23 protein-coding genes are annotated in these 25,125 nt (G+C 71.8%); 19 read left to right on the top strand and 4 right to left on the bottom strand.

All coding sequences use genetic code 11. The annotated features are described in order from the left end of the window. Positions 1–248 precede the first annotated feature (248 nt). From argJ to R6Y94_RS20525, 10 genes are all read left to right on the top strand, one after another. Positions 249–1,424 (top strand): bifunctional glutamate N-acetyltransferase/amino-acid acetyltransferase ArgJ, encoded by a 1,176-nt coding sequence (argJ, locus tag R6Y94_RS20480; protein WP_318397475.1) that lies wholly within the window; start codon positions 249–251, stop codon positions 1,422–1,424. Between the two features lie 58 nt (positions 1,425–1,482). After that, positions 1,483–2,388: an acetylglutamate kinase gene (gene argB / locus R6Y94_RS20485; RefSeq protein WP_318397476.1), complete on the top strand. Its 906-nt coding sequence runs from the start codon at positions 1,483–1,485 to the stop codon at positions 2,386–2,388. Then, complete coding sequence (locus R6Y94_RS20490; protein ID WP_318397477.1) at positions 2,385–3,635, top strand: acetylornithine transaminase; 1,251 nt, start codon at positions 2,385–2,387, stop codon at positions 3,633–3,635. Before argB ends, R6Y94_RS20490 begins: the two co-directional genes overlap by 4 nt. Then, positions 3,635–4,654, top strand: a complete 1,020-nt coding sequence (gene argF / locus R6Y94_RS20495) for an ornithine carbamoyltransferase (RefSeq protein WP_318397478.1) — start codon at positions 3,635–3,637, stop codon at positions 4,652–4,654. Before R6Y94_RS20490 ends, argF begins: the two co-directional genes overlap by 1 nt. After that, a complete protein-coding gene (locus tag R6Y94_RS20500) occupies positions 4,651–5,166 on the top strand; it encodes an arginine repressor (RefSeq protein ID WP_318397479.1) in 516 nt (171 codons plus the stop codon). The genes argF and R6Y94_RS20500 overlap by 4 nt, the downstream gene beginning before the upstream one ends. Then, on the top strand, positions 5,163–6,374 hold the full coding sequence (locus R6Y94_RS20505; RefSeq protein ID WP_318397480.1) for an argininosuccinate synthase: 1,212 nt from the start codon (positions 5,163–5,165) through the stop codon (positions 6,372–6,374). The genes R6Y94_RS20500 and R6Y94_RS20505 overlap by 4 nt, the downstream gene beginning before the upstream one ends. 8 nt (positions 6,375–6,382) lie before the next feature. Beyond that, positions 6,383–7,849, top strand: coding sequence for an argininosuccinate lyase (gene argH, locus R6Y94_RS20510; protein WP_318397481.1), 1,467 nt, complete (start codon positions 6,383–6,385; stop codon positions 7,847–7,849). A gap of 210 nt (positions 7,850–8,059) precedes the next feature. Continuing rightward, positions 8,060–8,563: a PH domain-containing protein gene (locus R6Y94_RS20515; protein WP_318397482.1), complete on the top strand. Its 504-nt coding sequence runs from the start codon at positions 8,060–8,062 to the stop codon at positions 8,561–8,563. A gap of 204 nt (positions 8,564–8,767) precedes the next feature. Next, positions 8,768–9,916, top strand: coding sequence for an epoxide hydrolase (locus tag R6Y94_RS20520; RefSeq protein WP_318397483.1), 1,149 nt, complete (start codon positions 8,768–8,770; stop codon positions 9,914–9,916). Positions 9,917–9,998: 82 nt separating this feature from the next. Beyond that, positions 9,999–10,736, top strand: coding sequence for a hypothetical protein (locus R6Y94_RS20525; RefSeq protein ID WP_318397484.1), 738 nt, complete (start codon positions 9,999–10,001; stop codon positions 10,734–10,736). Here the strand turns inward: R6Y94_RS20525 and R6Y94_RS20530 are convergent. Further along, positions 10,723–11,229: a hypothetical protein gene (locus tag R6Y94_RS20530; protein WP_318397485.1), complete on the bottom strand. Its 507-nt coding sequence runs from the start codon at positions 11,227–11,229 to the stop codon at positions 10,723–10,725. The genes R6Y94_RS20525 and R6Y94_RS20530 overlap by 14 nt on opposite strands. A gap of 286 nt (positions 11,230–11,515) precedes the next feature. Here R6Y94_RS20530 and R6Y94_RS20535 point away from each other — a divergent pair, with 286 nt between their 5' ends. Beyond that, on the top strand, positions 11,516–11,980 hold the full coding sequence (locus R6Y94_RS20535; protein WP_318397486.1) for a MarR family transcriptional regulator: 465 nt from the start codon (positions 11,516–11,518) through the stop codon (positions 11,978–11,980). Beyond that, positions 11,977–12,636 carry a hypothetical protein gene (locus tag R6Y94_RS20540; protein WP_318397487.1) on the top strand — a complete coding sequence of 220 codons (660 nt, stop codon included), beginning with the start codon at positions 11,977–11,979 and terminating at the stop codon, positions 12,634–12,636. Before R6Y94_RS20535 ends, R6Y94_RS20540 begins: the two co-directional genes overlap by 4 nt. Before the next feature lie 148 nt (positions 12,637–12,784). Here the strand turns inward: R6Y94_RS20540 and R6Y94_RS20545 are convergent, their stop codons facing one another. Then, on the bottom strand, positions 12,785–13,549 hold the full coding sequence (locus R6Y94_RS20545) for an SDR family NAD(P)-dependent oxidoreductase (RefSeq protein WP_318397488.1): 765 nt from the start codon (positions 13,547–13,549) through the stop codon (positions 12,785–12,787). 125 nt (positions 13,550–13,674) lie between these two features. Between R6Y94_RS20545 and R6Y94_RS20550 the strand changes: the two genes are divergently transcribed. From R6Y94_RS20550 to R6Y94_RS20560, 3 genes are all read left to right on the top strand, one after another. Beyond that, positions 13,675–14,130: a MarR family transcriptional regulator gene (locus R6Y94_RS20550; protein WP_318397489.1), complete on the top strand. Its 456-nt coding sequence runs from the start codon at positions 13,675–13,677 to the stop codon at positions 14,128–14,130. A 197-nt stretch (positions 14,131–14,327) separates the two neighbouring features. Further along, positions 14,328–14,966 (top strand): DNA-3-methyladenine glycosylase, encoded by a 639-nt coding sequence (locus tag R6Y94_RS20555; RefSeq protein WP_318397490.1) that lies wholly within the window; start codon positions 14,328–14,330, stop codon positions 14,964–14,966. A 111-nt stretch (positions 14,967–15,077) separates the two neighbouring features. Next, positions 15,078–16,016, top strand: coding sequence for a sulfotransferase domain-containing protein (locus tag R6Y94_RS20560; RefSeq protein WP_318397491.1), 939 nt, complete (start codon positions 15,078–15,080; stop codon positions 16,014–16,016). Between the two features lie 158 nt (positions 16,017–16,174). Here R6Y94_RS20560 and R6Y94_RS20565 read toward each other — a convergent pair whose 3' ends face one another. Beyond that, positions 16,175–18,412 (bottom strand): discoidin domain-containing protein, encoded by a 2,238-nt coding sequence (locus tag R6Y94_RS20565; RefSeq protein WP_318397492.1) that lies wholly within the window; start codon positions 18,410–18,412, stop codon positions 16,175–16,177. A gap of 360 nt (positions 18,413–18,772) precedes the next feature. Next, positions 18,773–19,975: an ROK family transcriptional regulator gene (locus R6Y94_RS20570; protein ID WP_318397493.1), complete on the bottom strand. Its 1,203-nt coding sequence runs from the start codon at positions 19,973–19,975 to the stop codon at positions 18,773–18,775. A gap of 285 nt (positions 19,976–20,260) precedes the next feature. Here R6Y94_RS20570 and R6Y94_RS20575 point away from each other — a divergent pair, with 285 nt between their 5' ends. From R6Y94_RS20575 to R6Y94_RS20590, 4 genes are all read left to right on the top strand, one after another. Then, positions 20,261–21,523: a sugar ABC transporter substrate-binding protein gene (locus R6Y94_RS20575; RefSeq protein ID WP_318397494.1), complete on the top strand. Its 1,263-nt coding sequence runs from the start codon at positions 20,261–20,263 to the stop codon at positions 21,521–21,523. Between the two features lie 70 nt (positions 21,524–21,593). Next, complete coding sequence (locus tag R6Y94_RS20580; RefSeq protein WP_318397495.1) at positions 21,594–22,583, top strand: sugar ABC transporter permease; 990 nt, start codon at positions 21,594–21,596, stop codon at positions 22,581–22,583. Then, on the top strand, positions 22,576–23,415 hold the full coding sequence (locus R6Y94_RS20585; protein ID WP_318397496.1) for a carbohydrate ABC transporter permease: 840 nt from the start codon (positions 22,576–22,578) through the stop codon (positions 23,413–23,415). The genes R6Y94_RS20580 and R6Y94_RS20585 overlap by 8 nt, the downstream gene beginning before the upstream one ends. Positions 23,416–23,602: 187 nt before the next feature. Further along, a complete protein-coding gene (locus tag R6Y94_RS20590) occupies positions 23,603–24,985 on the top strand; it encodes a GH1 family beta-glucosidase (RefSeq protein WP_318397497.1) in 1,383 nt (460 codons plus the stop codon). Positions 24,986–25,125: the final 140 nt, after the last annotated feature.

Genomic DNA, 25,125 nt, shown 5'->3' on the forward strand with positions numbered 1-25,125 from the left:
CGTCGGTTCGGCAGCGTCGCGGGCCGCGTGCCTGGGCACCGCGGGGCCGGGCGGAGAGCGCGGCGGCAGGCAACGAGGGAGGGTGGGCATGAGCGTGCGGAGCGAGCGAATCAGTCAGTTCAGTGCGGATGAGCCTCATGACGGTCCGGAGCGCAGCGGAGGGCCGGCATGAGCGTGCGGAGCGAGCGAATCAGTCAGTTCAGTGCGGATGAGCCTCATGACGGTCCGGAGCGCAGCGGAGGGCCGGCATGAGCGTCACCGTGCCCCGGGGATTCCGGGCGGCCGGCGTCGCCGCCGGACTCAAGTCCAGCGGCGCCCGGGACGTCGCGCTGGTGGTCAACGACGGACCGGACGCCACGGCGGCCGGGGTCTTCACCGCGAACCGGGTCAAGGCGGCACCGGTGCTCTGGAGTCAGCAGGTGCTCCGGGCCGGGCTGGTCCGGGCCGTGGTGCTCAACTCCGGCGGCGCCAACGCGTGCACCGGAGCGCCCGGCTTCCAGGACACCCACGCCACCGCCGAACACGCCGCCGCCGCGCTCTCCGGATCCGCTGACCGCGGGCCGGCGGTCGGCGCCGGCGAGGTGGCGATCTGCTCGACCGGGCTGATCGGGGAACGACTGCCGATGGAGCGGCTGCTGTCCGGAGTGGACACGGCGGTGGCCGGGCTGACCGCCGACGGCGGACCGGCGGCGGCCGAGGCGATCATGACCACTGACACCCGGCCCAAGACGACCGTGGTCGCCGGCACCGGCTGGACGGTCGGCGGGATGGCCAAGGGCGCCGGCATGCTCGCGCCCGCGCTGGCCACCATGCTCTGCGTGGTCACCACCGACGCGGTCGCCGGACCGGCCCTGCTGGACGAGGTGCTCCGGGAGGCATGCCGGGTCAGCTTCGACCGGGTCGACTCGGACGGCTGCCTCTCCACCAACGACACCGTACTGCTGCTGGCCAGCGGTGCCTCCGGGATCGCGCCGAGCCAGGCCGAGCTGACCGCCGCGGTCACCGAGGCCTGCCGGGACCTGGCCCGGCAACTGGTGGCCGACGCCGAGGGCGCCAGCAAGGAGGTCGCGATCGAGGTGGTCGGGGCGGCCGACGAGGACGACGCGGTCGAGGTCGGTCGGGCGGTCGCCCGGAACAACCTGGTCAAGACCGCGCTGTTCGGCAACGACCCGAACTGGGGCCGGATCCTCGCCGCCGTCGGCACCACGGCCGCGGCATTCGAGCCGGACGGCATCGACGTGGCGGTCAACGGGATCTGGGTGTGCCGGTCCGGGGCCGCCGCCGAGGACCGAGCCAAGGTCGACCTCTCCGGCCGGCAGGTGACCATCCGGATCGACCTGCACGCCGGCCCGGCCGAGGCAACCATCCTGACCAACGACCTGTCGCACGCGTACGTGCACGAGAACTCGGCGTATTCGACGTGAGCGCGAGGAACGCAGCGAAGCGGAGTCCCGCAGTCGCGAACGGAACGCAGGCACGGCCATGATGCTGACCCGTGATCTGACCGAGGCGCAGCGCAAGGCGGCCACCCTCATCGAGGCGCTGCCCTGGCTGGCCCGCTTCTCCGGCTCCACCGTCGTGGTGAAGTACGGCGGCAACGCGATGATCGACCCGGAGTTGCAGCGGGCGTTCGCCGCCGACATGGTCTTCCTGCGCTACGCCGGGCTGAAGCCGGTGGTGGTGCACGGCGGCGGGCCGCAGATCTCCGCCATGCTGCGCCGGCTCGGCATCACCAGCGAGTTCAAGGGCGGGCTGCGGGTCACCACGCCCGAGGCGATGGACGTGGTCCGGATGGTGCTGGTCGGCCAGGTCGGCCGGGAACTGGTCGGTCTGATCAACGGGTACGGCCCGTACGCGGTCGGCCTCTCCGGCGAGGACGCTCGGCTCTTCACAGCGGTACGCCGGCCGGCGTACGTGGACGGCGAACCGGTCGACATCGGCCAGGTCGGCGACGTGGACCGGGTGAACGTCTCGGCGGTCGCCGACCTGATCTCGGCCGGCCGGATCCCGGTGATCTCCACCGTCGCGCCGGACGTCGACGGCGTACTGCACAACCTCAACGCCGACACCGCCGCCGCCGCGCTGGCCGTCGCGCTGCGGGCCCGCAAGCTGGTGGTGCTCACCGACGTACCCGGGCTCTACGCCGACTGGCCGGACACCGACAGCCTGGTCTCCGAGATCACCACCGGTCAGCTCGCCGACCTGCTGCCGAGGCTGGAGTCGGGAATGGTGCCGAAGATGGAGGCCTGCCTGCGGGCGGTCAGCGGCGGGGTGCCGGCGGCGCACGTGGTGGACGGGCGGGTGGCGCACTCGACCCTGCTGGAAGTTTTCACATCGGAAGGATTCGGCACGATGGTGGTTCCCGAGCCCGGGGCGGTCTCGTCATGACAACGACCCTGGTCGACCGCTGGACGCAGTCCATGATGGACAACTACGGGACCCCGCAGCTCGCGCTGGTCCGCGGCAGCGGCGCGGTCGTGGTCGACGAGGCCGGTCGGGAGTACGTCGACCTGGTCGGCGGCATCGCGGTCAACGCGCTCGGGCACGCCCACCCGGCGGTGGTCGAGGCGGTCTCCCGGCAGGTCGCCACCCTCGGGCACGTCTCCAACCTCTTCGTCGCCGAGCCGCCGGTGGCACTGGCCGAACTGCTGCTGGCGCTGGCCGGCCGCCCCGGTCGGGTCTTCTTCGCCAACTCGGGCGCGGAGGCGAACGAGGCCGCCTTCAAGCTGTCCCGGCTGACCGGGCGCACCCAGGTGGTCGCCACCGAGGGCGGCTTCCACGGCCGGACCATGGGCGCGCTGGCGCTCACCGGGCAGCCGGCCAAGGCCGACCCGTTCCGCCCGCTGCCCGGCGAGGTGACCCACGTCCCGTACGGCAACGTCGAGGCGCTGGCCGCCGCGGTCACCGATCGGACCGCGATGGTGATCCTGGAACCGATCCAGGGCGAGAACGGCGTCGTCGTGCCGCCGCCCGGCTACGTCGCCGCGGCCCGGCGGATCACCGCCGCGCACGGTGCACTGCTGGCGCTGGACGAGGTGCAGACCGGGATCGGGCGTACCGGGCACTGGTTCGCGCACCAGGCCGACGGGATCGAGCCGGACCTGGTCACCCTGGCCAAGGGGCTCGGCGGCGGGCTGCCGATCGGTGCCTGCCTGGCCTTCGGCAAGGCCGCCGAGCTGCTCCGGCCGGGTCTGCACGGCACCACCTTCGGCGGCAACCCGGTGAGCTGTGCCGCCGCCCTCGCCGTCATCTCCACCATCGCCAACGAGGGGCTGCTCGACCACGTGAAGCGGGTCGGCGAGCGGATCCGGCGCGGGGTGGAGGCGCTGGACCACCGGCTGGTGGCCCAGGTGCGCGGCGTCGGGCTGCTGCTCGGCATCGTTTTGCGTGCCCCGGCCGCCGCCGCGACCGCCGGGGTGCTGCGGGACGCCGGCTTTCTCACCAACCCGGTGCAGCCGGCGACGATCCGGCTGGCGCCACCGCTGATCCTGAGTCTGGACCAGGCCGACGCGTTCCTGGCCGCCCTCCCGGCCGCGCTGGACGCGGCGGCACCGGCCGCGCTGGACGCGGCGGCACCGGTAGGCCCGGAGACGTCGGCTCCGGCCGTCGTGGAGCAGAACCGGGGTGGACTCTGATGCCCCGGCACTTCCTGCGTGACGACGACCTCAGCCCGGCCGAGCAGTCGGCGGTACTGGACCTCGCCGCCCGGATGAAGTCTGATCGGTACGCCCTGCGCCCGCTCGTCGGCCCGCGGGCGGTGGCGGTGCTCTTCGACAAGCCGAGCCTGCGTACCCGGCTCTCCTTCGACGTCGGCATCGCCGAGTTGGGTGGCCACCCGATCGTGGTGGACACCCAGGTCACGCACTTCGGCCGGGGCGAGTCGCTGGTGGACGCGGCCCGGGTGCTGTCCCGGTACGTCGCCGCGATCGTGCTGCGTACCTTCGGCGACGACCGGATCGCCCAGCTCGCCGAGGGCGCGACGGTGCCGGTGGTGAACGGGCTGACCGACGGCTTCCACCCCTGCCAGCTCCTGGCCGACCTGCTCACCGTCCGGGAACACTGCGGCGGCACCGCCGGCCGGACCCTGGCGTACCTCGGCGACGCGGCCAACAACATGGCGCACTCCTACCTCGTCGGCGGGGCGACCGCCGGGATGCACGTCCGGGTCGCCGGCCCGGCCGGCTATGAACCCGACCCGGCCGTACTGGACCGGGCGGCCGAGATCGCGGCCGGCACCGGCGGCTCGGTACGCGTGCTGCGCGACCCGGCCGAGGCGGTGGCCGGCGCCGACGTGGTCGCCACCGACACCTGGACCTCGATGGGGCAGGAGGGCGACGGTCGGGACCGGGTCACCGCGTTCTGGCCCTACCAGGTCAACAAAACGCTGCTGGCCGGCGCCGCCCCGGAGGTCGTGGTGCTGCACTGCCTGCCGGCGCACCGGGGCGAGGAGATCACCGACGAGGTGCTGGACGGCCCCCGGAGCGGGGTCTTCGACCAGGCCGAGAACCGGCTGCACGCCCAGAAGGCACTGCTCGCCTGGCTGCTGGACCGGCACGCCGAGGAGCGTGCGGCCGCCGGGGAAGCCGCGGCGCAGTCGGCGGGCGAGCCGTCGGCGGCCTCGATCATCGCGTCCGTGGTCGGCGAGTCGGCATGACCGGGCCACTGACCCGGGCCGCCCGGCACGCCCGGATCGTCGACCTGATCCGCGAGCGGGCGATCCGCTCGCAGACCGAGTTGGCCGACCTGCTCGCCGCCGCCGGGGTGCAGGTCACCCAGGCCACCCTCTCCCGCGACCTGGACGAGCTGGGCGCGGTCAAGGTGCGCGGCGGCGACGGGCCGGCCGTCTACCTCATCCCGGAGGACGGCAAGCGGCCGCTGCGGGACGCCGAGCAGGCGCCGGCCCGGCTGATCCGGCTGCTCCGCGAACTGCTCAACGGGGTCGACTCCAGCGGCAACATCGCCGTGCTGCGTACCCCGCCCGGTGCCGCCCAGTACCTGGCCAGCGCGCTGGACCGGGCGGGGCTGCCGGAGGTCGTCGGCACCATCGCCGGCGACGACACCATCCTCGTCGTGGCCCGGGAGGTCACCGGTGGCGCGGCGCTCGGGGAGAAGCTCTCCGCCTGGGCGGCCCGGGAAGAACCTGTTGAAGGGAACACCACACCATGAGTGAGCGCGTCGTACTGGCGTACTCCGGCGGCCTGGACACCTCGGTCGCCATTCCCTATCTGGCCGAGCAGACCGGCTCCGAGGTGATCGCGGTGGCGATCGACGTCGGGCAGGGCGGCGAGGACCTGGCCGCGATCCGCCAGCGCGCGCTGGACTGCGGCGCCGCCGAGTCGGTGGTGGTCGACGCCCGTGAGGAGTTCGCGGCCGACTACTGCATCCCGGCGATGCGGGCCAACGCGCTCTACATGGACCGGTACCCGCTGGTCTCGGCGCTGTCCCGGCCGCTGATCGTCAAGCACCTGGTCGAGGCGGCGAGGTACTACGGCGGCACGATCGTGTCGCACGGCTGCACCGGCAAGGGCAACGACCAGGTCCGGTTCGAGGCCGGGCTCGGCGCCCTCGCCCCGGACCTCAAGGTGATCGCGCCGGCCAGGGACTTCGCCTGGACTCGGGACAAGGCGATCGCGTACGCCGAGGAAAAGGGGCTGCCGATCGACGTCACGCACAAGTCGCCGTACTCGATCGACCAGAACCTGTGGGGTCGGGCGGTGGAGACCGGGTTCCTGGAGGACATCTGGAACGCCCCGATCGAGGACGTCTACGCCTACACCGCCGACCCGGCGGAGCCGCGTGACCCGGACACCGTCGTGATCACCTTCGACGCCGGGGTACCGGTGGCGATCGACGGCGAGACGGTCACCCCGTACCAGGCGATCGTGGAGCTGAACCGGCGGGCCGGGGCCCAGGGCGTGGGCCGGCTCGACATGGTCGAGGACCGGCTGGTCGGCATCAAGAGCCGCGAGGTGTACGAGGCACCCGGCGCGATCGCCCTGATCACCGCCCACCAGGAGCTGGAGAACGTCACCGTGGAGCGGGACGTGGCCCGGTTCAAGAAGGGCGTCGACCAGCGCTGGGGCGAGCTGGTCTACGACGGCCTCTGGTTCTCGCCGCTGCGGTACGCGCTGGCCGCGTTCATCGACGACACCCAGCAGCACGTCTCCGGCGAGGTACGGCTGGCCCTGCACGGCGGCCGGGCGGTGGTGACCGGCCGGCGTTCCGAGGCCAGCCTCTACGACTTCGGCCTGGCCACCTACGACACCGGCGACACCTTCGACCAGTCCCTGGCCAAGGGCTTCGTGCAGCTCTGGGGCCTGCCGAGCAAGATCGCGGCAGCCCGCGACGCCCGGTTGGGCGGCTTCGAGAAGTGAGGGGTTCAATGGTCGGCGTGGACGACAAGAGCTTGACCGAGAACAGCGCCGGAACCAACCGTACGAGCCTCTGGGGTGGTCGGTTCGCCGGTGGTCCCGCCGAGGCGTTGGCCCGGTTGTCGGTCAGCGTCCAGTTCGACTGGCGGCTCGCCCCGTACGACCTGGCCGGCTCCCGGGCACACGCCCGGGTGCTGGCCGCCGCCGGCCTGCTCGACCCGGACGAACTGGGCCGGATGCTGGCCGCGCTGGACGACCTGGAGGCGGCGGTGCTGACCGGCACCTTCCGGCCCACGGTCGAGGACGAGGACGTGCACACCGCGCTCGAACGCGGCCTGCTGGAACGCCTCGGCACGCTCGGCGGCAAGCTACGGGCCGGCCGGTCCCGCAACGACCAGGTCGCCACCGACCTGCGGCTCTATCTGCGCGATCACGCCCGGGGGCTGGCCGCCCGGATCGTGGGGCTGGCCGACGCGCTGGTCGAGCAGGCGGCCCGCAACCTGGAGACACCGGCGCCGGGGATGACCCACGTGCAGCACGCCCAGCCGGTCTCCTTCGGACACTGGCTGCTGGCACACGTCCAGCCGCTGCTGCGGGACCTGGAGCGGCTGCGCGACTGGGACCACCGGGCGGCGGTGAGCCCGCTCGGCGCGGGTGCGCTGGCCGGCTCGGGGCTGCCGCTCGACCCGGTGGCGGTCTCCAAGGAGCTGGGCTTCCGGACCTCGTTCGCCAACTCGATGGACGCGGTCGCCGACCGGGACTTCGTGGCCGAGTTCCTCTTCGTCACCGCGCTGCTCGGGGTGCACCTGTCCCGGATCGGCGAGGAGGTGGTGATGTGGACCTCGCAGGAGTTCGGCTGGGTGGAGCTGGACGACTCGTTCGCCACCGGCTCGTCGATCATGCCGCAGAAGAAGAACGCCGACGTCGCCGAGCTGGCCCGGGGCAAGTCCGGCCGGCTGATCGGCGGGCTGGTCACCGTGCTGACCATGCTCAAGGGCCTGCCGATGGCGTACGACCGGGACATGCAGGAGGACAAGGAGCCGGCGTTCGACGCGATCGACACGCTCGATCTGGTATTGCCGGCGCTGGCCGGGATGGTCTCCACCATGACCGTCCGGGTGGACCGGCTCGCCGCCGCCGCTCCGGTCGGCTTCTCGCTGGCCACCGAGGTCGCCGACTGGCTGGTCCGCAAGGGCGTGCCGTTCCGGGAGGCGCACGAGGTGACCGGCCGGCTGGTGGCGCTCTGCGTGGCCCGGGACTGCGAGCTGGACGAGGTCTCCGACGACGACCTGCGGCTGGTCAGCGAGCACCTCGACCCCGGGGTCCGGGACGTGCTGTCGGTCCGCTCCGCGCTGGCCGCCCGGACCACGCCCGGCTCGACCGGACCGGGTCCGGTCGCCGACCAGCTCGCCGCCGCCGCCGACCAGCTCGACGGCTGGCGGGAGTGGTCCACCGAGCAGGTCCTGCCGCGTACCTGACGGATCGCGGGACCTCCCCGGACCCGTCGGTGGATCGACGCGGTGCCCGGGGAGGTCCGGTTCCCGCTGGCGTCGACCGGGCGGACGCCGTCCCGGCGACAGGGGCGGGATTCCCCGTCCGGCGCATGGCGCAGCGCCTCGGAGGTCGATAATCTTCGTTCCGGGCGCGCCGTCGGGCGTACGGGCGATGGATGGGGTTGGTGAGCTGCGTTGAGGCCGCTGCCGGCGACGTACCGGATGCCGAGAGACATGATCGGCTATTTCGTCGTCCTGACCATCGTCGTGATGCTGCCGGTCGGCTACGCCGCGCTGGGTACCGGGCTGCCCGGCTGGCTGTCGGGGGTGATCCTGCTGGGGACCCTCGGCCTGCTGCTCGGGGTGGGCCTGCGGGTCTCCCGGATGGGGACGGTGGTCAGCGCCGACGGGATACTCCGGCGTGGCTTCCTCGGCGACCGGCGGTACGCCTGGTCGGAGATCCACGACTTCCACCTGCACGACAATCGGGGAGTCACCCGGGTCGGCCCCTTTGACGTCACCTCGCGGTACGTGGTGGCGGTCCACGGCCACCAGCAGCAGCAGCGGCGGCGCAAGACGCTGTTCTTCCTCGACGAGCGGGCCTTCTCCGGAGCGGACAGGTTCCTGGCGGAACTCCAGGAGATCATCCAGTTCTGGCAGCAGCACCGCGGGCAGCCGAGGCCCACCGGCCGCCGGTGAGCCGGTGACCGCTGCGGTAACCGGTTTGTGGGCCGGTCGGATCCGTGGCACGATCCTCCGGTCAGCGCCGAGAGGAGGTGAGCCCGATGCAGTGCGACCGTTTCGTTCGGGCATCCTCTCCGGCCTTCCGCCTCCGCTGACTCCGGCGCGTTCCGTGCCGTAGCGGTCCGGGGGACGATGCCCTCCGTTCCGGAGGACTCCCTGATGATTTCCCCGTTCCAGATCGAGGTATCCGACCCGGTCCTCGACGACCTGCGCGTCCGGCTGCGCCGTAGCCGGTTCACCGACCGCAGCGGTGACCGGCCCTGGCAGGCCGGCACCGATCCCGACTATCTCCGAGAGCTGGTCGGCTACTGGGCCGACGGCTTCGACTGGCGGGCCCGGGAGGCCGGGCTGAACGCGTACCCGCAGTTCCTGGCCGAGGTTGACGGCCGGCGACTGCACGTCGTGCGGATGGCCGGACGGCGGCCGGCCGGGGTGCCGGCACCGCCGCCGCTGCTGCTGGCCCACGGCTGGCCGAGCAGTTTCGTGGAGCTGCTGCCGCTGGCCGACCGGCTGACCGATCCCGGCCGGTACGGAGCCGATCCCGCGACCGCCTTCGACGTGGTGGTGCCGTCGATGCCCGGTTTCCTCTACTCCGAACTGCCGGCGGAGCCGCTCACCCGGGCCGCCATGGCCCGGACGCTGCACCGGCTGATGACCGAGCTGCTCGGCCAGCACCGGTACGGCGTCTTCGGCGGTGACATCGGCGGAGCGGTGGCCGGCTGGCTGGGTGCGGCGTATCCCGACCACGTCCGGGGGGTCCACCTGATCCACCCGCCCTTCCCGGCCAGCTTCGACGCCCGGCCCCTGGACCCGGCCGAGCGCGCCTTCATCGAGGCGGAGCAGCGCTACGACGAGACCGACGGCGGCTACAGCGCGATCATGGGTACCCGGCCGGACACCATCGCGGCGGCGCTGGTCGACTCGCCGGCCGGGCTGGCGGCCTGGCTGGCCGACAAGTATCGCGACTGGAGCGACTGCCACGGCGACCTGGCCAGCCGGTTCGACCCGGACACCCTGCTCACCGTGCTCACCCTCTACTGGGTCACCGGGGCGGTCGGCTCGTCGTTTCGGCAGTACCTCGACTATCCGCACAACCCGCCCCGGCCGGACATCACCGTGCCGGTGGCGGTCACCCTGAGCACGGAGCCGGGCCTGGCCGGGTTCCCTCGTCAGCTCGCCGAGCGGGCCTGCCGAGACCTGCGCCAATGGACCGAACCGGGGGTCGGCGGCCACTTCATGCCGCACGAGGAGCCGGACCTGCTCGCCGACGAGATCCGCCGGTTCTTCGGCTCGCTCGGCGCCGCCTGACGAAGCTGCCCGACTAGTTGTGAACCTGAGGTTTACAGTGCTACGGTCACCTTGTAAACCTCAGGTTGTCGGGAGTGGGATCATGGCTCGGGTACGCCGGACGGAAGCAGCCTTCGACCAACTCTCCGAGCGGGAGTACGACGAACTCGCCGGTCTCGTCGTCGAGTTCAGCCGGCGGCTCACCGGGATGCTGGCCGGACATCCGTCGTTCGCTGCCCCCGAGGGCGGGTCCAAGCCCGGCGACGTCGACGACGAGCGGCTGCGCCGGACGGCGTACCTGCGCCGGGTCCGGGCAGGCCAGGCGGCGCAGGCGCTGCTCGCCGAGGTGGCCGCCGGATGCGCCGCCGAGGATGCGGCGGACGCCGTCTGGCTGGGGGCCAGCCTGGCCGACCTGGGGGAGTCGACCGGCAGCACCCGGCAGGCGGCCCGGAAGCGCTGGCCCGAACTGGGCCGGATCCACCGGACCCGGCGCTGGGTCTGCGGGCACGCCGACGACCTGGTCACGGTCTTCCGGATGGTGCTGGACCAGGCGCCCGGCTACACCGCCCCGGAAGGGTCCGCCGCGCCCCTCGACCGGGCGGTACGCGGGCTGGACGCCGCGCTCGCCGAGACGCTGCGATCCCGCGACTCCGGCTCGGTACTCGATCCGGCGACCGGGCGTCCGGTTCGGTGGCGCCGGCTGGCGGACGCGGTGGACCGACACCTCCGGGTCGTGGTCGGGTTGGCCGGCGCGAGCACGCCGGAGGCGGAGACCGCCGTCGCCGCCGCCCGGGGCGTACTGGCGCACCACGACGCGGTCGCGGCGGCTACGGACGGTTGACCGAGGGTCCGTCCCGGCCGTCCGGTCCGTGGGCGCCGCCGGCCGACCGCTGACCGGGGTCCTGCCTGTTGCGTTGCCGTGGCGCGGTCCGGCGTGCCGAGCCGTTCGACCCGGCGGCACGCCGGCCGGAGGCGGGCGTTCCCGAGTTGGCCGCACGCCCGTTGTCGCCGTACGGGCAGGGCAGGGCGGAGACCCGGACCAGGGCGTCGAAATGGCCGAGCGGGCTGCCGTCCTGGGCGAGCCGCTGGCCGCTGATCCAGACCCACTGGTTGTCGTAGTACGTCGACAGGTCGAGGCGGACGAACTCGACCATGAGGCGGAGCGGGTGGCTGCCGTACCGCCAGTCCTCCTTGGCCAGTTCGAGCACGGTGCCGGGGGGCACGTTCGGTGACGCGGACGGGGTGGCGCTCATCGGAACCGCCGGGCAGGGGTGTTGCGGCGTACGCCCACGCCCGCACTGGCGCAGGCCGGGCAGCTCAGGCTGCCGCCGCACGCCGCACACCAGCGGCGGGACGTTCGGTAGGTACACAGGCCGGCGATGAAACCCAACGCCATCCCGGCGAGCCCTGCCGCGGTGACATACATGATGGGTCCTCCATTTCGGCGACTGAAAGTTACCTTTGCGTCGCCTATCGCAAGCTGCAAGGCCGGGGGCCGAGATCGCGAGCGAGTGAGCAATTGAGCATCATGAATCATCGGCTCGGCGGCCGACCTGGGAAGTGACGCCCGGGCCGGCGTCGTGGCAGAATAGTGAGCATGGCTCATGGTGTGGCAGGCACATGATTGGCGAGAGACATTACGCGGCGCTGGACCAGATACTCGAACTCGTCGTGTTGATCAATGACGACATGACCCGGAGCCTGGCCCAGGACGGGCTGACCGTCTCGCGTACGCACCTGCTCTGGGAGCTGCGCCGGCACGGTCCGATGACCCAGCGGGACCTCGCCGCCGCGCTGAAGGTGAGTGCCCGCACCGTCACCGGGCTGGTCGACGGGCTGGAGGCGACCGGATTCGTCAGCCGTCAGCCGCACCCGACCGACCGGCGGGCGACCCTGGTCACCTTCACCGAGCGGGGCCGGCAGACGGTCGAGGCCATGGAGCGCGGCCAGCAGGAGTTCGCCCACCTGCTGTTCGCGGAGATGCCGGCGGAGCGGTTCGACTGCTTCACCGCCGGGCTGGGCGAGATCCTCACCCGGCTGCGCGGGATCGGCCTGGCGCAGCAGCAACCCGGAGGCGACCGATGACCCGGGCCACGTTCCCGAAGGCACTGACGACAGCCGGGTCGCTGCTGCGTAAGGCCACCGTCTACGAGTTGGGCATGTGGCGCAGCCTGTTCCGCTGGATCCTGCGCCGGCCGACCGGCCCGGACGGCACGGTGGCCTTCGGGTACGCGGCCGTGGTGACGCCGCTGCTGATCGTCTTCATCGTGGTCTCCACGATCGAGATCCCCGTGCTCGACCTGATCCTGCCCTGGAAGATCGCCCGGATCGTCGCCGCCGCACTCGGCGTCTACGGGGTGTTCTGGATGATCGGGCTGCTGGCCAGCCTGCGGGTGCATCCCCACCTGGTCGGCGAGGCGGGGATCCGGGTCCGCAACGGCATCTCGATCGACCTCGCCCTGCCCTGGGACGCGATCGAGACGGTACGCAGGCGGCACCGCTCGCTCCCGTCCGGCCGTACCGTGCAGGTGCAGCGGACCGAGACCCGGATCGTGCTCAACATCGGGGTCTCCAGCCAGACCGCCGTCGACATCCTGCTGCGCGAGCCGATCGTGCTGCCGGTGCCGAAGGGCACCGAGGAACCCGTGCACGAGGTGCGGGTCTACGCCGACGACGCCGAACGGCTCGTCACCTGCGCCCGCCAGTTCCTCCGCACCGACCTACCCGAGCGCGCCGGATAGCCGGCCGGCGGGCCACATGGTCTGGCGCCGCGCCGGGCGGCCGGCCGAGCCTGGCGCCGCGCCGCCCGGCCGAGCCGCCGTGGCCGTCCGGGGCCGGAAGCGACCCCGGAGCCTTCCGGACCACCGGATTCCGGACGGGCCCCGCTTGTCAGGCCGGCGTCAGAAAGTGCCCGTCGGCCCGGATGAGCTCCCCGGTGACGTGCCCGTTCGCCGCCGAGCAGAGGAAGACGACGAGGTTGGCGACCTCGCCGGCCTCGGTGGTCCGTCCGGTGGCGGCGGCCGCGGCGGCCTGCCGGAGCAGCGGCTCGGGAAGCTCCCGCTCGCCGACCACCAGCCCGGCCATCACCAGGTTGGTCAGGATGCCCGCCGTCGCCAGCTCCCGGGACATGGTCCGGGTCAGCCCGTGCAGTCCGGCCTTCGGTGTCACGTACGCCGAGCTGCCGGCCCGGCCGTCCTCGACCAGCCCGGACGAGATGTGCACGATCCGCCCCCACCCGTTCGCCCGCATCGTCCCCACCACTGATTGGGAGAGCAGGAAGTGCCCGAGCAGGTTGGCCGCCAGCGAGGTGCGCATCCGTGCCGCCGGTGCGGTCTCGAAGAGTTCGTCCGGTGCGGGGTGGTCGGGAAACGCGACCGCGTTGTTGACCAGTACGTCCACGCCGCCCAGCGCGGCGTGGGCCCGCTCGGCGCCCCGGCGTACGGCGCTCTCGTCGCCGAGATCCAGCCGCACCGGCACGGCCTTGCCGCCGGCCTGCTCCACCAGCGTGGCGGTGTGCCGGGCGCCAGCCTCGTTCCGGTGGTACCCGACCGCCACGAGGGCGCCCTCGCCGCCGAAGGCCACCGCCGTGGCCCGGCCGATGTTGCTCGACGCGCCACTGACCAGTACGCGCTTGCCGGCAAGTCCCAGTTCCATCCCGCACACCTTCCGTTAGCCGGCTGACCATTTAGTTAGCTGGCTGACCATTTAGTTAGCTGGCTAAGTATTTATCTAGCCGGCTAACGAAGTCAACGGGTGGCGCGCGCCGATAGGGTCTGCGCATGGCGCCGCACGAGCGGGAGTTCCGGAACGTCTTCGCCCTGGTCAGTCGAGGACTCAAGAGCGTGTCCACCGAGGGGATGCGCCGGCTCGGGCTGCACCCGGGGCAGAACTTCCTGCTGGAGGAGTTGTGGCGAGAAGACCGGCAGACCCCCGGTGAACTCGCCCGGCGGATCGGCGTCGAGGTGCCGACCATCACCCGGACGACACAGCGGATGGAGGCGGCCGGGTTGCTCACCCGGATTCCGGACGAGCACGACCGCCGGGTCGTCCGGATCGGGCTGACCGACCGGGGCCGGGCGCTCCGCGACGAGTTGCCCGACCTGCTGGACCGGGCCGCCGGGCGGGCCCTGGCCGGCCTGACGGACCCCGAGCGGGCCCAGTTGGTCGGCATGCTGCGGCGGATCGCGGAGAACCTGCACAACCCCGCTGCCGGGGACCGCTCCGCCGGGCACTGACCCGGCCGCACCGCCGCCAGGCCGGGTGGGTACGGGGCCGGGTCGTGCACCGAGCCGCCGGTACGCTGCGCGGCTCCCCAGCGCGGGACGACCGCTCCACCGGGTACCGGGGGCGGGGCGCAGGTCGCAGTCCGGCGGAACACCCTGCCGCCCACCCCGCCCGGGATCGGGCCGGCCGGTCGTGGTGTCCTTGCCGGATGACGACGGCCGACGACTTCGCCGCCCTGCTGGCCGGTGCGGTGGTGCCGGCGGCACGCGGGCTGCTCGGCGCCACCCTCTCGGCGGGCGGCGTCACGGTCCGGCTCACCGAGGTGGAGGCGTACGCCGGCAGCGGCGGCGACCCGGCGTCGCACGCGCACCGGGGGCGTACCCCGCGTAACGCGGTGATGTTCGGGCCGGCCGGGCATGCCTACGCGTACTTCACCTACGGCATGCACTGGTGCGTGAACGTGGTCACCGGACCGGACGGGGAGGCGTCGGCGGTACTGCTCCGGGCCGGTGAGGTGGTCGACGGGCTGGAGATCGCCCAGGGCCGGCGCACCGCCGTACGCCGGGACGTGGACCTGGCCCGCGGGCCCGCCCGGCTCTGCGCGGCTCTCGGCCTGGACCGTTCCGTCTACGGCCGCTACCTGCTCGGCGACGGCCCGGTACGGCTCCGCCCGCCAGCCGTGCCGGTGCCGCCGGAGTCGATCGAGGCCGGCCCGCGGGTCGGCGTCACCGGGGCGCACGACGTTCCGTGGCGGTTCTGGATCGGCGGCGACCCGACGGTCAGCGCCTACCGCCGGCACGTGCCACGGCGGACGGACCGGAAGTCGTCCCCGGGGCGGCGATCGTAGCCGTCCCGTCACGCGGTGCCCTACATTCGTTACTGTCAATCACGGTCGGGTCCGCGGTGCCTGGAACCGGGCACCGGCCCGGCCCGGGCACCGAGCGTGGGGGAGAAGGCCGTGCCGCAGCCGACAGCTCTGTACCAGAACGTCCTGATGGACAGCACCCGCTGGCACGACTTCCCGTTCCGGGACGGGGACATCGTCATCTCCACCCCGCCGAAATGCGGTACGACGTGGATGCAGATGATCTGCGCGCTGCTGGTCTTCCAGTCGACGGACTTCCCACGGCCGCTGGACGCGGTGTCGCTCTGGCCCGACCTGCTGACCCGCCGGCACGAGGAGAACCTGGCCGTACTGGCGGCGCAGTCGCACCGCCGGTTCCTCAAGACCCACATCCCGCTGGACGGCCTGCCCTACCTGGACCAGGTCGAGTACGTCTGCGTCGGGCGGGATCCCCGGGACGCGGCGATCTCCTGGGACAACCACATCGAGAACACCGACTTCGCGGTGCTGATGGGGCGGCGGGTGGCGGCGGTCGGCGCGGAGGGGTTGGCCGGCCCGGGCCCGGACGGCGAGCCGGAGCGTCCCGCCGGACTGCCCGAGCGGCTCGACTCGGCCCACGATCGGTTCTGGGCCTGGATCGACAACTACGACGTACTCGTCGGCCTGGCCGCGATGGTGCACCACCTCGACACCTTCTGGCGGGCCCGGCACCTGCCGAACGTCACCCTGCTGCACTACGACGAGATGAAGGCGGATCTCGACGGCACGATGCGGCGGCTCGCCGCCCGGTTCGGCGTCGAGGTCGCCGAGGAGCGCTGGCCCGACCTGGTCCGGGCGGCCCGGTTCGACCAGATGCGCGGCCGGTCCCGGGAGCTGACCCCGGACCTGGCCATCTGGTACGACCCGACCCGGTTCTTCCATCGCGGCGAGACCGGTCAGTGGCGGGAGTTGCTGGACGCCGACGGCGAGCGGCGCTACCGCGACAAGGTCCAGGGCCTCGGCGTCGACCCGGACCTGGTGCGCTGGATCCACCAGGGCGGGCCGCTCGACTGATCGTCTCCGCACGTGCTCGTCTCGGCACGTGCTCGTCTCCGCACGGCCGGGCCCGCACGTGGCGGACGGCCACGAGGCGGGCCCGGCGGTACCGGCGGACGGCTGGCTCCGGCGCGGTGTCTGCCGGAGCCAGCCCTCGGTGTGGGATAAGTGCCGGCCTACGGGAAATTGTTCAGGTACTGCACCTGGTTGGCGGTGTTGGCGGTACCGCCGGAGTTGTTGATGATCCGGTTGATCGTGCCGACCCCGCCGAGTGAGACCGTCACCATGTTGTGGAACCGGACCCCCGAGGTGACCGGCACCTCGAAGGAGCGTTCGTTGACCACCGCCGGGTTGACGTTGAAGTAGCAGTAGCTGCCCAGGCCCCACGCCTCGTGACTGGTCACCGTGTCGGCCACCTTGTACGCCGGGTAGCCCCGGGTCGACCCGTTCATGAAGGCCGCCTGGTTCGGCGGGTCGTACGGCTTCTCGTTCTGGAAGAAGTACGTCCGCCCGCCGTTGCCGTTCCAGATCACCTCGGTCTTCTGGTAGTGCTCGACGAAGAGGCCGTACATGGTGACGTTGTTGCCGTTCACCACCAACCCGGTGTCGGCGGTGTTGATGTTCCAGCCGTAGGTGCCGGGATCACCGTGGTCCGCCCGCCACAGCCACATGTGGTCGCCGATCACGTTGTGCGAGTTGATCCGCAGGCTGGTGGTGGCCTTGCCGGGTACCGCGCCGCCGATCCGGAAGAAGACGTCGTGCAGCGAGGTCGGGTTGGCGGCGTGGCTGGCCGAGGAGCCGGCCGGGCCGACCTCCATCAGCACCGACGAGTTGGTGGCACCGGCCTCGAACATCAGGCCGGCGACCTTGACACCGTCCACGTCGGCCACGGTCATCGCGGTGACGCCGTTCTGCGGCTCGATGGTGGCCAGGCCGAGACCGAGCACCACGGTGTCCGGCCGGGTCACCCGGATCGTCTCGGTGGTCCGGTAGAGGCCCGGGGTGAAGAGCAGGTTCTTGCCCTGGGCGAGTGCGGCGTTGATGGTCGCCGCGCTGGTGCCGGGCCGGACGACGAAGAACTGGCTCAGCGAGATCGACGAGCCGGCCGGGGTCTTGTTGTACCAGCTCGTGCCCTGGCTGTTGCTGCGCAGCGCCGGCACGAAGACCCGGTACTCGCCGGTGCCGTCGATGTAGAGGAACGGCTTCTCCCGGACCACCGGGGTCTGCGCGACCACCGTGTGCGACGGGTTCGGGAAGTGCGGTGCCGGTGCCCCGGTCACCCCGGTGAAGACCATGTTCCAGACCGAGCCGTTCCAGCTGCCGAACTCGCTGTTGCGGGAGTACCACTGCTGCTGCGAGCCGGAGACGACCATGCCGTCGATCTTGCTGTCGGCCATCAGGCCGCCGCTGGCCCAGCCGTCGCCGCCGTTCCACAACTGGATCTGGTTACCGGCACCGCGCAGGTGCATCCGCCGGTACGGCGCCGCCTGGGAGACCGCCCAGCGTTCCACGATGGTGCCGGCCGGCAGGGTCACCGAGAGGTTCTCGGCGGCCCGCCAGAAGTTCTGGGTGGCGTTGCCGCCCATCCAGAACGCCTCCACCCGGACGTGCCCGTTCAGGTTGACGTCGTCCGGCGACATCCCGAGCCCGGCGACCTGGGTGAAGAAGCCGAGGTTGACGTCGGCGGTGTAGGTGCCGGGCTTGAACAGCACCGCGTACCGCCGGGGGGCGAACTGCGCGGTCTCCTGCTCGGTGAAAAGCGAGTTCAGCCGGCCCTGGATGGTGGAGGTCGGTGTCGACGGGTCGAAGACGAAGGTGTTCGGGCCGAAGTTCGGGTTGCGGGGGTCGGTCGGCTCGACCGGATCGCCGGGGCCGGGGCCACCGCCGCCGAATTCGCCGATGACCTCGAACTCCCAGAGCGAGTACCCGTATCCGGTGGCCCGGGCGGTGCCGTACATCCGGACGTACCGGCCGGTGCCGGAGACGTTCAGCGTCTGGGTGCCGCCGGTGCCGGTGCTGGTCGTGTAGACGTTGTTCCAGCTACTGGCGTTGTCGGAGACCTGGATCTGGAACGCCCGGCCGTAGGCCGCCTCCCAGCGCAGCACGACCTGGCTGATGGTGGCGCTCGCGCCAAGGTCGACCTGAATCCACTGTGGATCGCTGAACGCGCTGGACCAGCGGGTACCGGTGTTGCCGTCCACCGCGGCCGACGCGGTGAGGGCGCCGCCCTCGGTGGACGAGGCCGTGGCCGGCCTGCCCTGCGAGATCAGTGCCGGTGCGGCGCTCGCCGCCGGGGTCGGCCCGGCGAACGGGGTCAGGGCGAGTAGCAGCGTCGCCGCGAGTACGCCGGCGAGCCGGCGCGATCGGGCGCGGCCACCGGGGTGCCCACGGGGAGGAAAACGATGAAAAATCATGACCCTGCCTGTCCGTGCGGAGGTGTCTGGCGCCGAACGCTCCTGCGGGTCGCCGAGCGGACGGGCCAGTGGCGGTGTGTGGTGCCGACCGCGGGTGTGCTGCGGTGGGCCTGCTTCGCGGGGGTGCGGTGGGGGTAGCCCGAAAGGTCGGCGCCGACCTGCGAGAACGACCGACGGCGGGCGGCGTCGACCGGTCGGCTGTGGACGGTAGAGAGCGCTCTCGCAGGATCACGAGTGTTGCGCCCGCGTTCCGTCGGCGTCAAGACATCAATTTATTACGACGTAATTTATCCCGAATGCCGGAACACGCGGAAGCCGCCGGATCGACGGGGACGGACGGTCCTGTCCGGGCGGGTGGCGTCAGTTGCGGATGCCCCCGGCGGCCAGCAGCCGGGCGACCGGCAGGGTCGCCGCACCGAGCGCCACCGCGTCGACCCCGAGCTGCCCCAGCTCGATCGTGGCCTGCTCGTACGGCTGGTGCAGCGCCTGCCCGGCCGCCGCCTCGCGGATCGCCGGCAGCAGGTGGGCGCCGAGCGCCACCCCCGCCCAGCCGCCCAGCACCACCCGTTCCGGGTTGAACAGGTTGATCAGATTGGCCACCCCGGCCCCGAGGTAGCCGGCCGTCTCGGCCAGCACCCGGCGGGCGGTCGCGGACCGGTCTGCCGCCTCGATCAGCGCATTGAGCTGGGACTCCTCGTCGGCGCCGGGTACGGCGTGCCCGCGCCGGGCCTCCCGGTAGCGGTCGATGATCCCCTCGGCGCCGACGTACGCCTCCAGGCAGCCCCGGGCGCCGCACCGGCAGGCGCGGCCGTCGTACACCAGGGTGGTGTGCCCCCACTCGCCGGCGCTGCTGGAGACGCCCCGGTACATCACCCCGTTGGTCACCACGGCTGCCCCGACCCCGGACCCGACCAGCGCGAAGACGGCGTGCCGGCTGCCCCGGCCGGCCCCGAACCACATCTCGGCCTGGCCCAGCGTCTTCGCCCCGTTGTCGATGTGCACGGGCAGGTCCACCTCGGCCCGGATCAGCCGCTCCAGCGGTACGCCGTGCCAGCCGAGGGTCTGGGCGTGCACGAGCGCCTCGCCACCCTGCACCACCACGCCGGAGACGCCGATGCCGACCCCGAGGATCTCCGACCGGGCCGCGCCGGCCCGCGCGGTGACGGCGTCCAGCCCGGCCAGGATGTGCCGGACCACGGTGGCCGGCTCCGGCCCGGCCGCGTCGAGCGGGTAGTCGGCGCTGGCCAGCATCGTCATGGCCAGGTCGAACAGTTCGACCCGGATCCGGGTCTCTCCGACGTCGACCCCGGCGACCAGGGCGTACCGGGGGGCGACCCGGAGCATCATGCTGGGGCGGCCGCCGTCGGACTCCACGGCGCCGGCCTCGACCACCAGGCCGGCCCCGATCAGGTCGCCGACCACGTTGCTGACGGCGGGCTGGCTCAACCCGGTGAAGCGGGCGAGGTCCTGCCGGGTCAGCGGGCCCTCGAGGAACAACTTCGACAGCAGGGCGGACCGGTTGCGCTGTCGCACGATCCGGTTCGTCGTCCGTTCCAGGTCCACCCACCACCTCGATAAACCCGGGTTCGCCGGGAGTCACTGTACGGCTCCTCCTTGACGGGCGAGCTACCAGACACTTTAATAACCGCGTAAATTAAGCCTTGATGGAACCCCCTTCGGTGGCTCGCTCCATCCCCGCCGACGGTGATCGTGCCCGTACCGCTCCACCACCCCGGCCGCCCACGGCCCCGCTCCGGCGCCACCGCCGACGGGCCGGCGAGGTCGCCGGCCGACGCAGAAGGGCAAGTCGTGTCCAGACGACACCTCGCTATGGTTGTCGCGGCCCTGTTGACGACCGCCTCCCTCGCCGCCTGCGGCGACTCCGGCGGCTCGTCGGAGGGCGCGGCGAAGACGCTCACCTACTGGGCCAGCAACCAGGGCGCCAGCATCGAGTTCGACAAGCAGACGCTCCAGCCCGAGCTGGACAAGTTCGAGCAGCAGACCGGCATCAAGGTCAACGTCGAGGTCGTGCCCTGGTCGGACCTGCTCAACCGACTGCTCGCCGCCGCCACCTCGGGCAAGGGCCCGGACGTGGTGAACATCGGCAACACCTGGTCGGCCTCGTTGCAGGCCACCAACGCGCTGGTCCCGTTCGACGACGCGACCCTGGGCAAGGTGGGCGGCAAGGACCGGTTCGTGCCGGCCGCGCTGGCCGCAGCCGGTGCCCCCGGCAAGCCGCCGGCCGCCGTGCCGCTGTACAGCCTGGCGTACGCGCTCTACTACAACAAGAAGATGTTCACCGACGCCGGCATCACCGCCCCGCCCACCACCTGGGAGGAGCTGGTCGAGACCGGCAAGAAGCTGACCAAGTCCGGCCAGTGGGGCCTCGCCGTCGAGGGCGCGAACCCGTCGGAGAACTCCCACCACGCCTTCACCTTCGGGCAGCAGTGGGGCGGCGAGTGGTTCGACTCCGCCGGCAAGCCGACCTTCGACACCCCGCAGAACGTCGCGGCCGTCAAGCGGTACATCGACCTGATGGCGGTTGACAAGATCGTCAACCCCAGCAACGCCGAGTACGCCCAGAACCAGTCCGTGGCCGACTTCGCCAACCGCAAGGCGGCGATGCTGCTCTGGCAGGCCGCCGGGTCGAACTTCAAGGCCCAGGGGATGAGCCCGGACGAGTGGGGGATCGCCCCGGTGCCGTTCCCGGCCACTCCGCCGCCCGGCGGCAAGAAGGTCAACAGCATGGTGGCCGGCATCAACATCGCGGTCTTCAAGCACACCGAGAACCTCGACGGCGCGCTGGAGTTCGTGAAGTTCATGACCAGCGACGCGGCGCAGGTGATCCTCAACAAGACCTACGGCTCGCTGCCGTCGGTCAAGACGGCCAACGCCGACCCGGCGTTCCAGGCGCCGGAGCAGAAGGTACTGGGCGAGGTGCTCGGCTCCACCGCCGCGCCGCTGCCGCAGGTGCCCGAGGAGAGCCAGTTCGAGACCCTGGTCGGTACCGCCATGAAGGAGCTCTTCGCCGACGCCGCGGGCGGCAAGCCCGTCACCGAGGCGCAGGTGTTGGAGAAGCTCGGCGTAGCGCAACAGAAGATGGGCAGCTGAGCCGCGACGCCGACGGTTGACCGTGGAGGGGGACCGCCGCCCCCTCCACGGTCCACCCTGAGAGGATCCGATGGCCACCACCACCGCGCCTGGCCCCGTACGGCCCGCCGGGCGACCAGCCGAGGACGGCCCGCCGATCCGGCGCGGGCGCCGTGCCGTACGGCGGTCGTACCTGCCGTACCTGCTGCTCGTCCCGGCCGCCCTGCTCGAACTCGGCATCCACGTGATCCCGATGCTCGTCGGGGTCTGGATGAGCCTGCTCGAACTCACCCAGTTCCACATCCGGGACTGGTCCACCGCACCCTTCGCCGGCTTCGAGAACTACCGGGTCACCTTCGACTTCGGCTCGGCCACCGGCAAGGACCTGCTGCACTCGTTCTGGGTCACCGCGCTCTACACGACGCTGTCGGTCGGGTTCTCCTGGATACTCGGCCTGGCCGCCGCGGTCTTCCTGCAACGACCGTTCAAGGGGCGGGCACTGCTGCGCACCCTCTTCCTCACCCCGTACGCGCTGCCGGTCTACACCGCCGTGATCACCTGGACCTTCATGTTCCAGCGGGACACCGGCCTGGTGAACCACGCCCTCGACCAGCTCGGGCTGATCGACGGCACCAACCCGCCGTTCTGGCTGATCGGGGAGAACAGCTTCGTCGCGTTGCTGATCGTCTCGGTCTGGAAGTCCTGGCCGTTCGCCTTCCTCTGCCTGATGGCCGGGCTGCAGAACGTGCCGCCGGAACTCTACGAGGCGTCGGCGATCGACGGGGCGAACTTCTGGCGGCGGCTGCGCGACGTCACCCTGCCGATGCTCCGGCCGGTCAACCAGGTGCTGCTGCTGGTCCTCTTCCTCTGGACCTTCAACGACTTCAACACCCCGTACGTGCTCTTCGGCGGCTCCGCGCCGAGGCAGGCCGACCTGATCTCGATCCACATCTACCAGAGTTCCTTCGTCACCTGGAACTTCGGCCTCGGCTCGGCGATGTCGGTGGCGCTGCTGCTCTTCCTGCTCCTCGTCACCGCCGTCTACCTGCTCGTCACCAACCGCAGGAGAGAGCATGCGTGAGTCAACCGGGGAACGCTGGGCCCGCCGCATCGTGCTCAGCCTGCTGACCCTCTTCGTCGTCGCCCCGCTGTACGTGATGCTCAGCTCCGGGCTCAAGCCGCTGCGCGACGTGCAGGGCCCCTTCACCTGGCTGCCCAGCCGGGTCACGTTCCAGCCGTTCGTGGACATGTGGCAGACGGTGCCGCTCGGCAGGTACCTGGTGAACAGCCTGCTGGTGGCCAGCTCGGCCGCGGTGGTCTCGGTGGCGATCGCCATCTTCGCCGCCTTCGCGATCAGCCGCTACCGGTTCCGCGGCCGGCAGCTCTTCTCGGTCACCGTGCTCTCGACGCAGATGTTCCCCGGCATCCTCTTCCTGCTGCCGCTCTTCCTCATCTACGTCAACCTGGGCAACGCCACCGGGATCGAGCTGTACGCCAGCCGGCTCGGGCTGACCATCACCTACCTCACCTTCTCGCTGCCGTTCTCCATCTGGATGCTGGTCGGCTACTTCGACTCGATCCCGCGCGGGCTCGACGAGGCGGCCCAGGTCGACGGGGCCGGACCGCTGCGCACGCTGTTCCAGGTGATCCTGCCGACGGCGGTGCCGGGCATCGTCGCGGTCACCGTGTACGCCTTCATGACCGCCTGGGGGGAGGTGCTCTTCGCCTCGGTGATGACCGACGAGCACAGTCGTACCCTCGCGGTCGGCCTCCAGGGGTACGCGACCCAGTACAACGTCTACTGGAACCAGGCGATGGCCGCCTCGGTGGTGGTGAGCATCCCGGTGGTGGTCGGCTTCCTCGCCCTGCAGCGCTACTTTGTCGCCGGACTGACCGCTGGAGCGGTCAAGTGAACCTTTTCCAACCTGAACCGCGCGGCCCCCGCGCCTCGACGTTTCCCTCGCGGCCGCGACGGACCGCTAGGGGAGGTTGAAAGGTTCAGTGGCTGCCCATCTTGTCCTGCCCGTCGAGCCACCGTCCGACCCGGACCATGACCAGCGCGGTCAGCAGGCTCTGAACCATCCTAAGGAGAGTCGACCGATGCCGGATCTGTCCAAGTTGCCACCCAACTTCACCTGGGGCGTCGCCACCGCGGCGTACCAGATCGAGGGGGCTGCCGGTGCGGACGGCCGCAGCCCGTCCATCTGGGACACCTGGAGCCGGGTACCCGGGAACGTCGACAACGGCGACACCGGCGACGAGGCGTGCGACCACTACCACCGGTGGCCGGAGGACGTGGCCCTGATGCGCCGGCTCGGCGTCGACGCGTACCGGTTCTCGGTGGCCTGGCCCCGGGTCATGCCGGACGGGACCGGCCGGGTCAACCCGGCCGGGCTGGCCTTCTACGACCGGCTGGTCGACGCGTTGCTGGCGGCCGAGATCCGGCCGCTGGTCACGCTCTACCACTGGGACCTGCCGCAGGCGTTGCAGGACCGGGGCGGCTGGCCGGAGCGGGCCACCGCCGAGGCGTTCGCCGACTACGCCTCGGTGGTCGCCGGGGCGCTCGGCGACCGGGTCACCGACTGGGTGACCGTGAACGAGCCGCTCTGCGTCTCCTGGATCGGCCACCTGGAGGGCCGGATGGCTCCCGGCGAGCAGGACCTGACCCGGGCGGTCGCCACCTCGCACCACACCCTGCTGGCGCACGGCCTCGGCATGGCGGCGATCCGGGCTGCGGCGAGCCGGCCGGCCTCGGTCGGCATCGTGCTCAACCCGAGCCCGTGCGAGCCGGGCAGCGACCGGCCGGAGGACGTGGCGGCGGCGGTCCGGGCCGACGGGCACGTCAACCGCTGGTGGCTGGACCCGCTCTACGGGCGTGGCTACCCGACCGACATGCTGGAGGTCTACGGCGTCGAGCCGCCGGTCCGCCCCGGCGACCTGGAGTGCATCGCCGCTCCGACCGACTTCCTCGGGCTGAACTACTACTTCCGGCAGGTCATCGTCGACGACCCCGACGGCCCGGTGCCGCACGCCCGGCAGATCCCGGTGCCCGGCTCGGTGCAGACCGCGATGGGCTGGGAGACGTACCCGGCCGGGCTGGAGGAGTTGCTGGTCTCGGTGACCGAGCGGTACGCCCCGGCCCGGATCCTGGTCACCGAGAGCGGCTCGGCCTGGCCGGACGCCTTCACCGCCGAGGGCGGGATCGAGGACAAGGAGCGGACGGCGTACCTGGAGGAGCACGTCCTGGCCTGCGCGGCGGCCGCCGCCCGGGGGGTACCGGTGGAGGGTTACTTCTACTGGTCGCTGCTGGACAACTTCGAGTGGGCGTACGGCTACGACAAGCGGTTCGGCCTGGTACACGTCGACTACGCCACCCAGCGGCGGACGATGAAGGCGAGCGGACTCCGCTACGCCGAGATCATCCGGGACCACCAGCAGCTCGGCGGACGGTCGCAGCCGGAGACCTCCTCTCCGGTGGGCTGACCGGCCGCCCACCTGCCGAGTCGGGCGGCTCCGTCGACCCGCTGTGCCGTTCCGCGATCGGTCCGGCCACCGCACTGCCGGTGGCCGGACCGATCTGCCGTGAACGACGACCATTGGTGCCGCGCTGGCCGCCCAGGTGG

This window comes from Plantactinospora sp. KLBMP9567, from assembly GCF_033446045.1.
GTDB lineage: Bacteria > Actinomycetota > Actinomycetes > Mycobacteriales > Micromonosporaceae > Plantactinospora.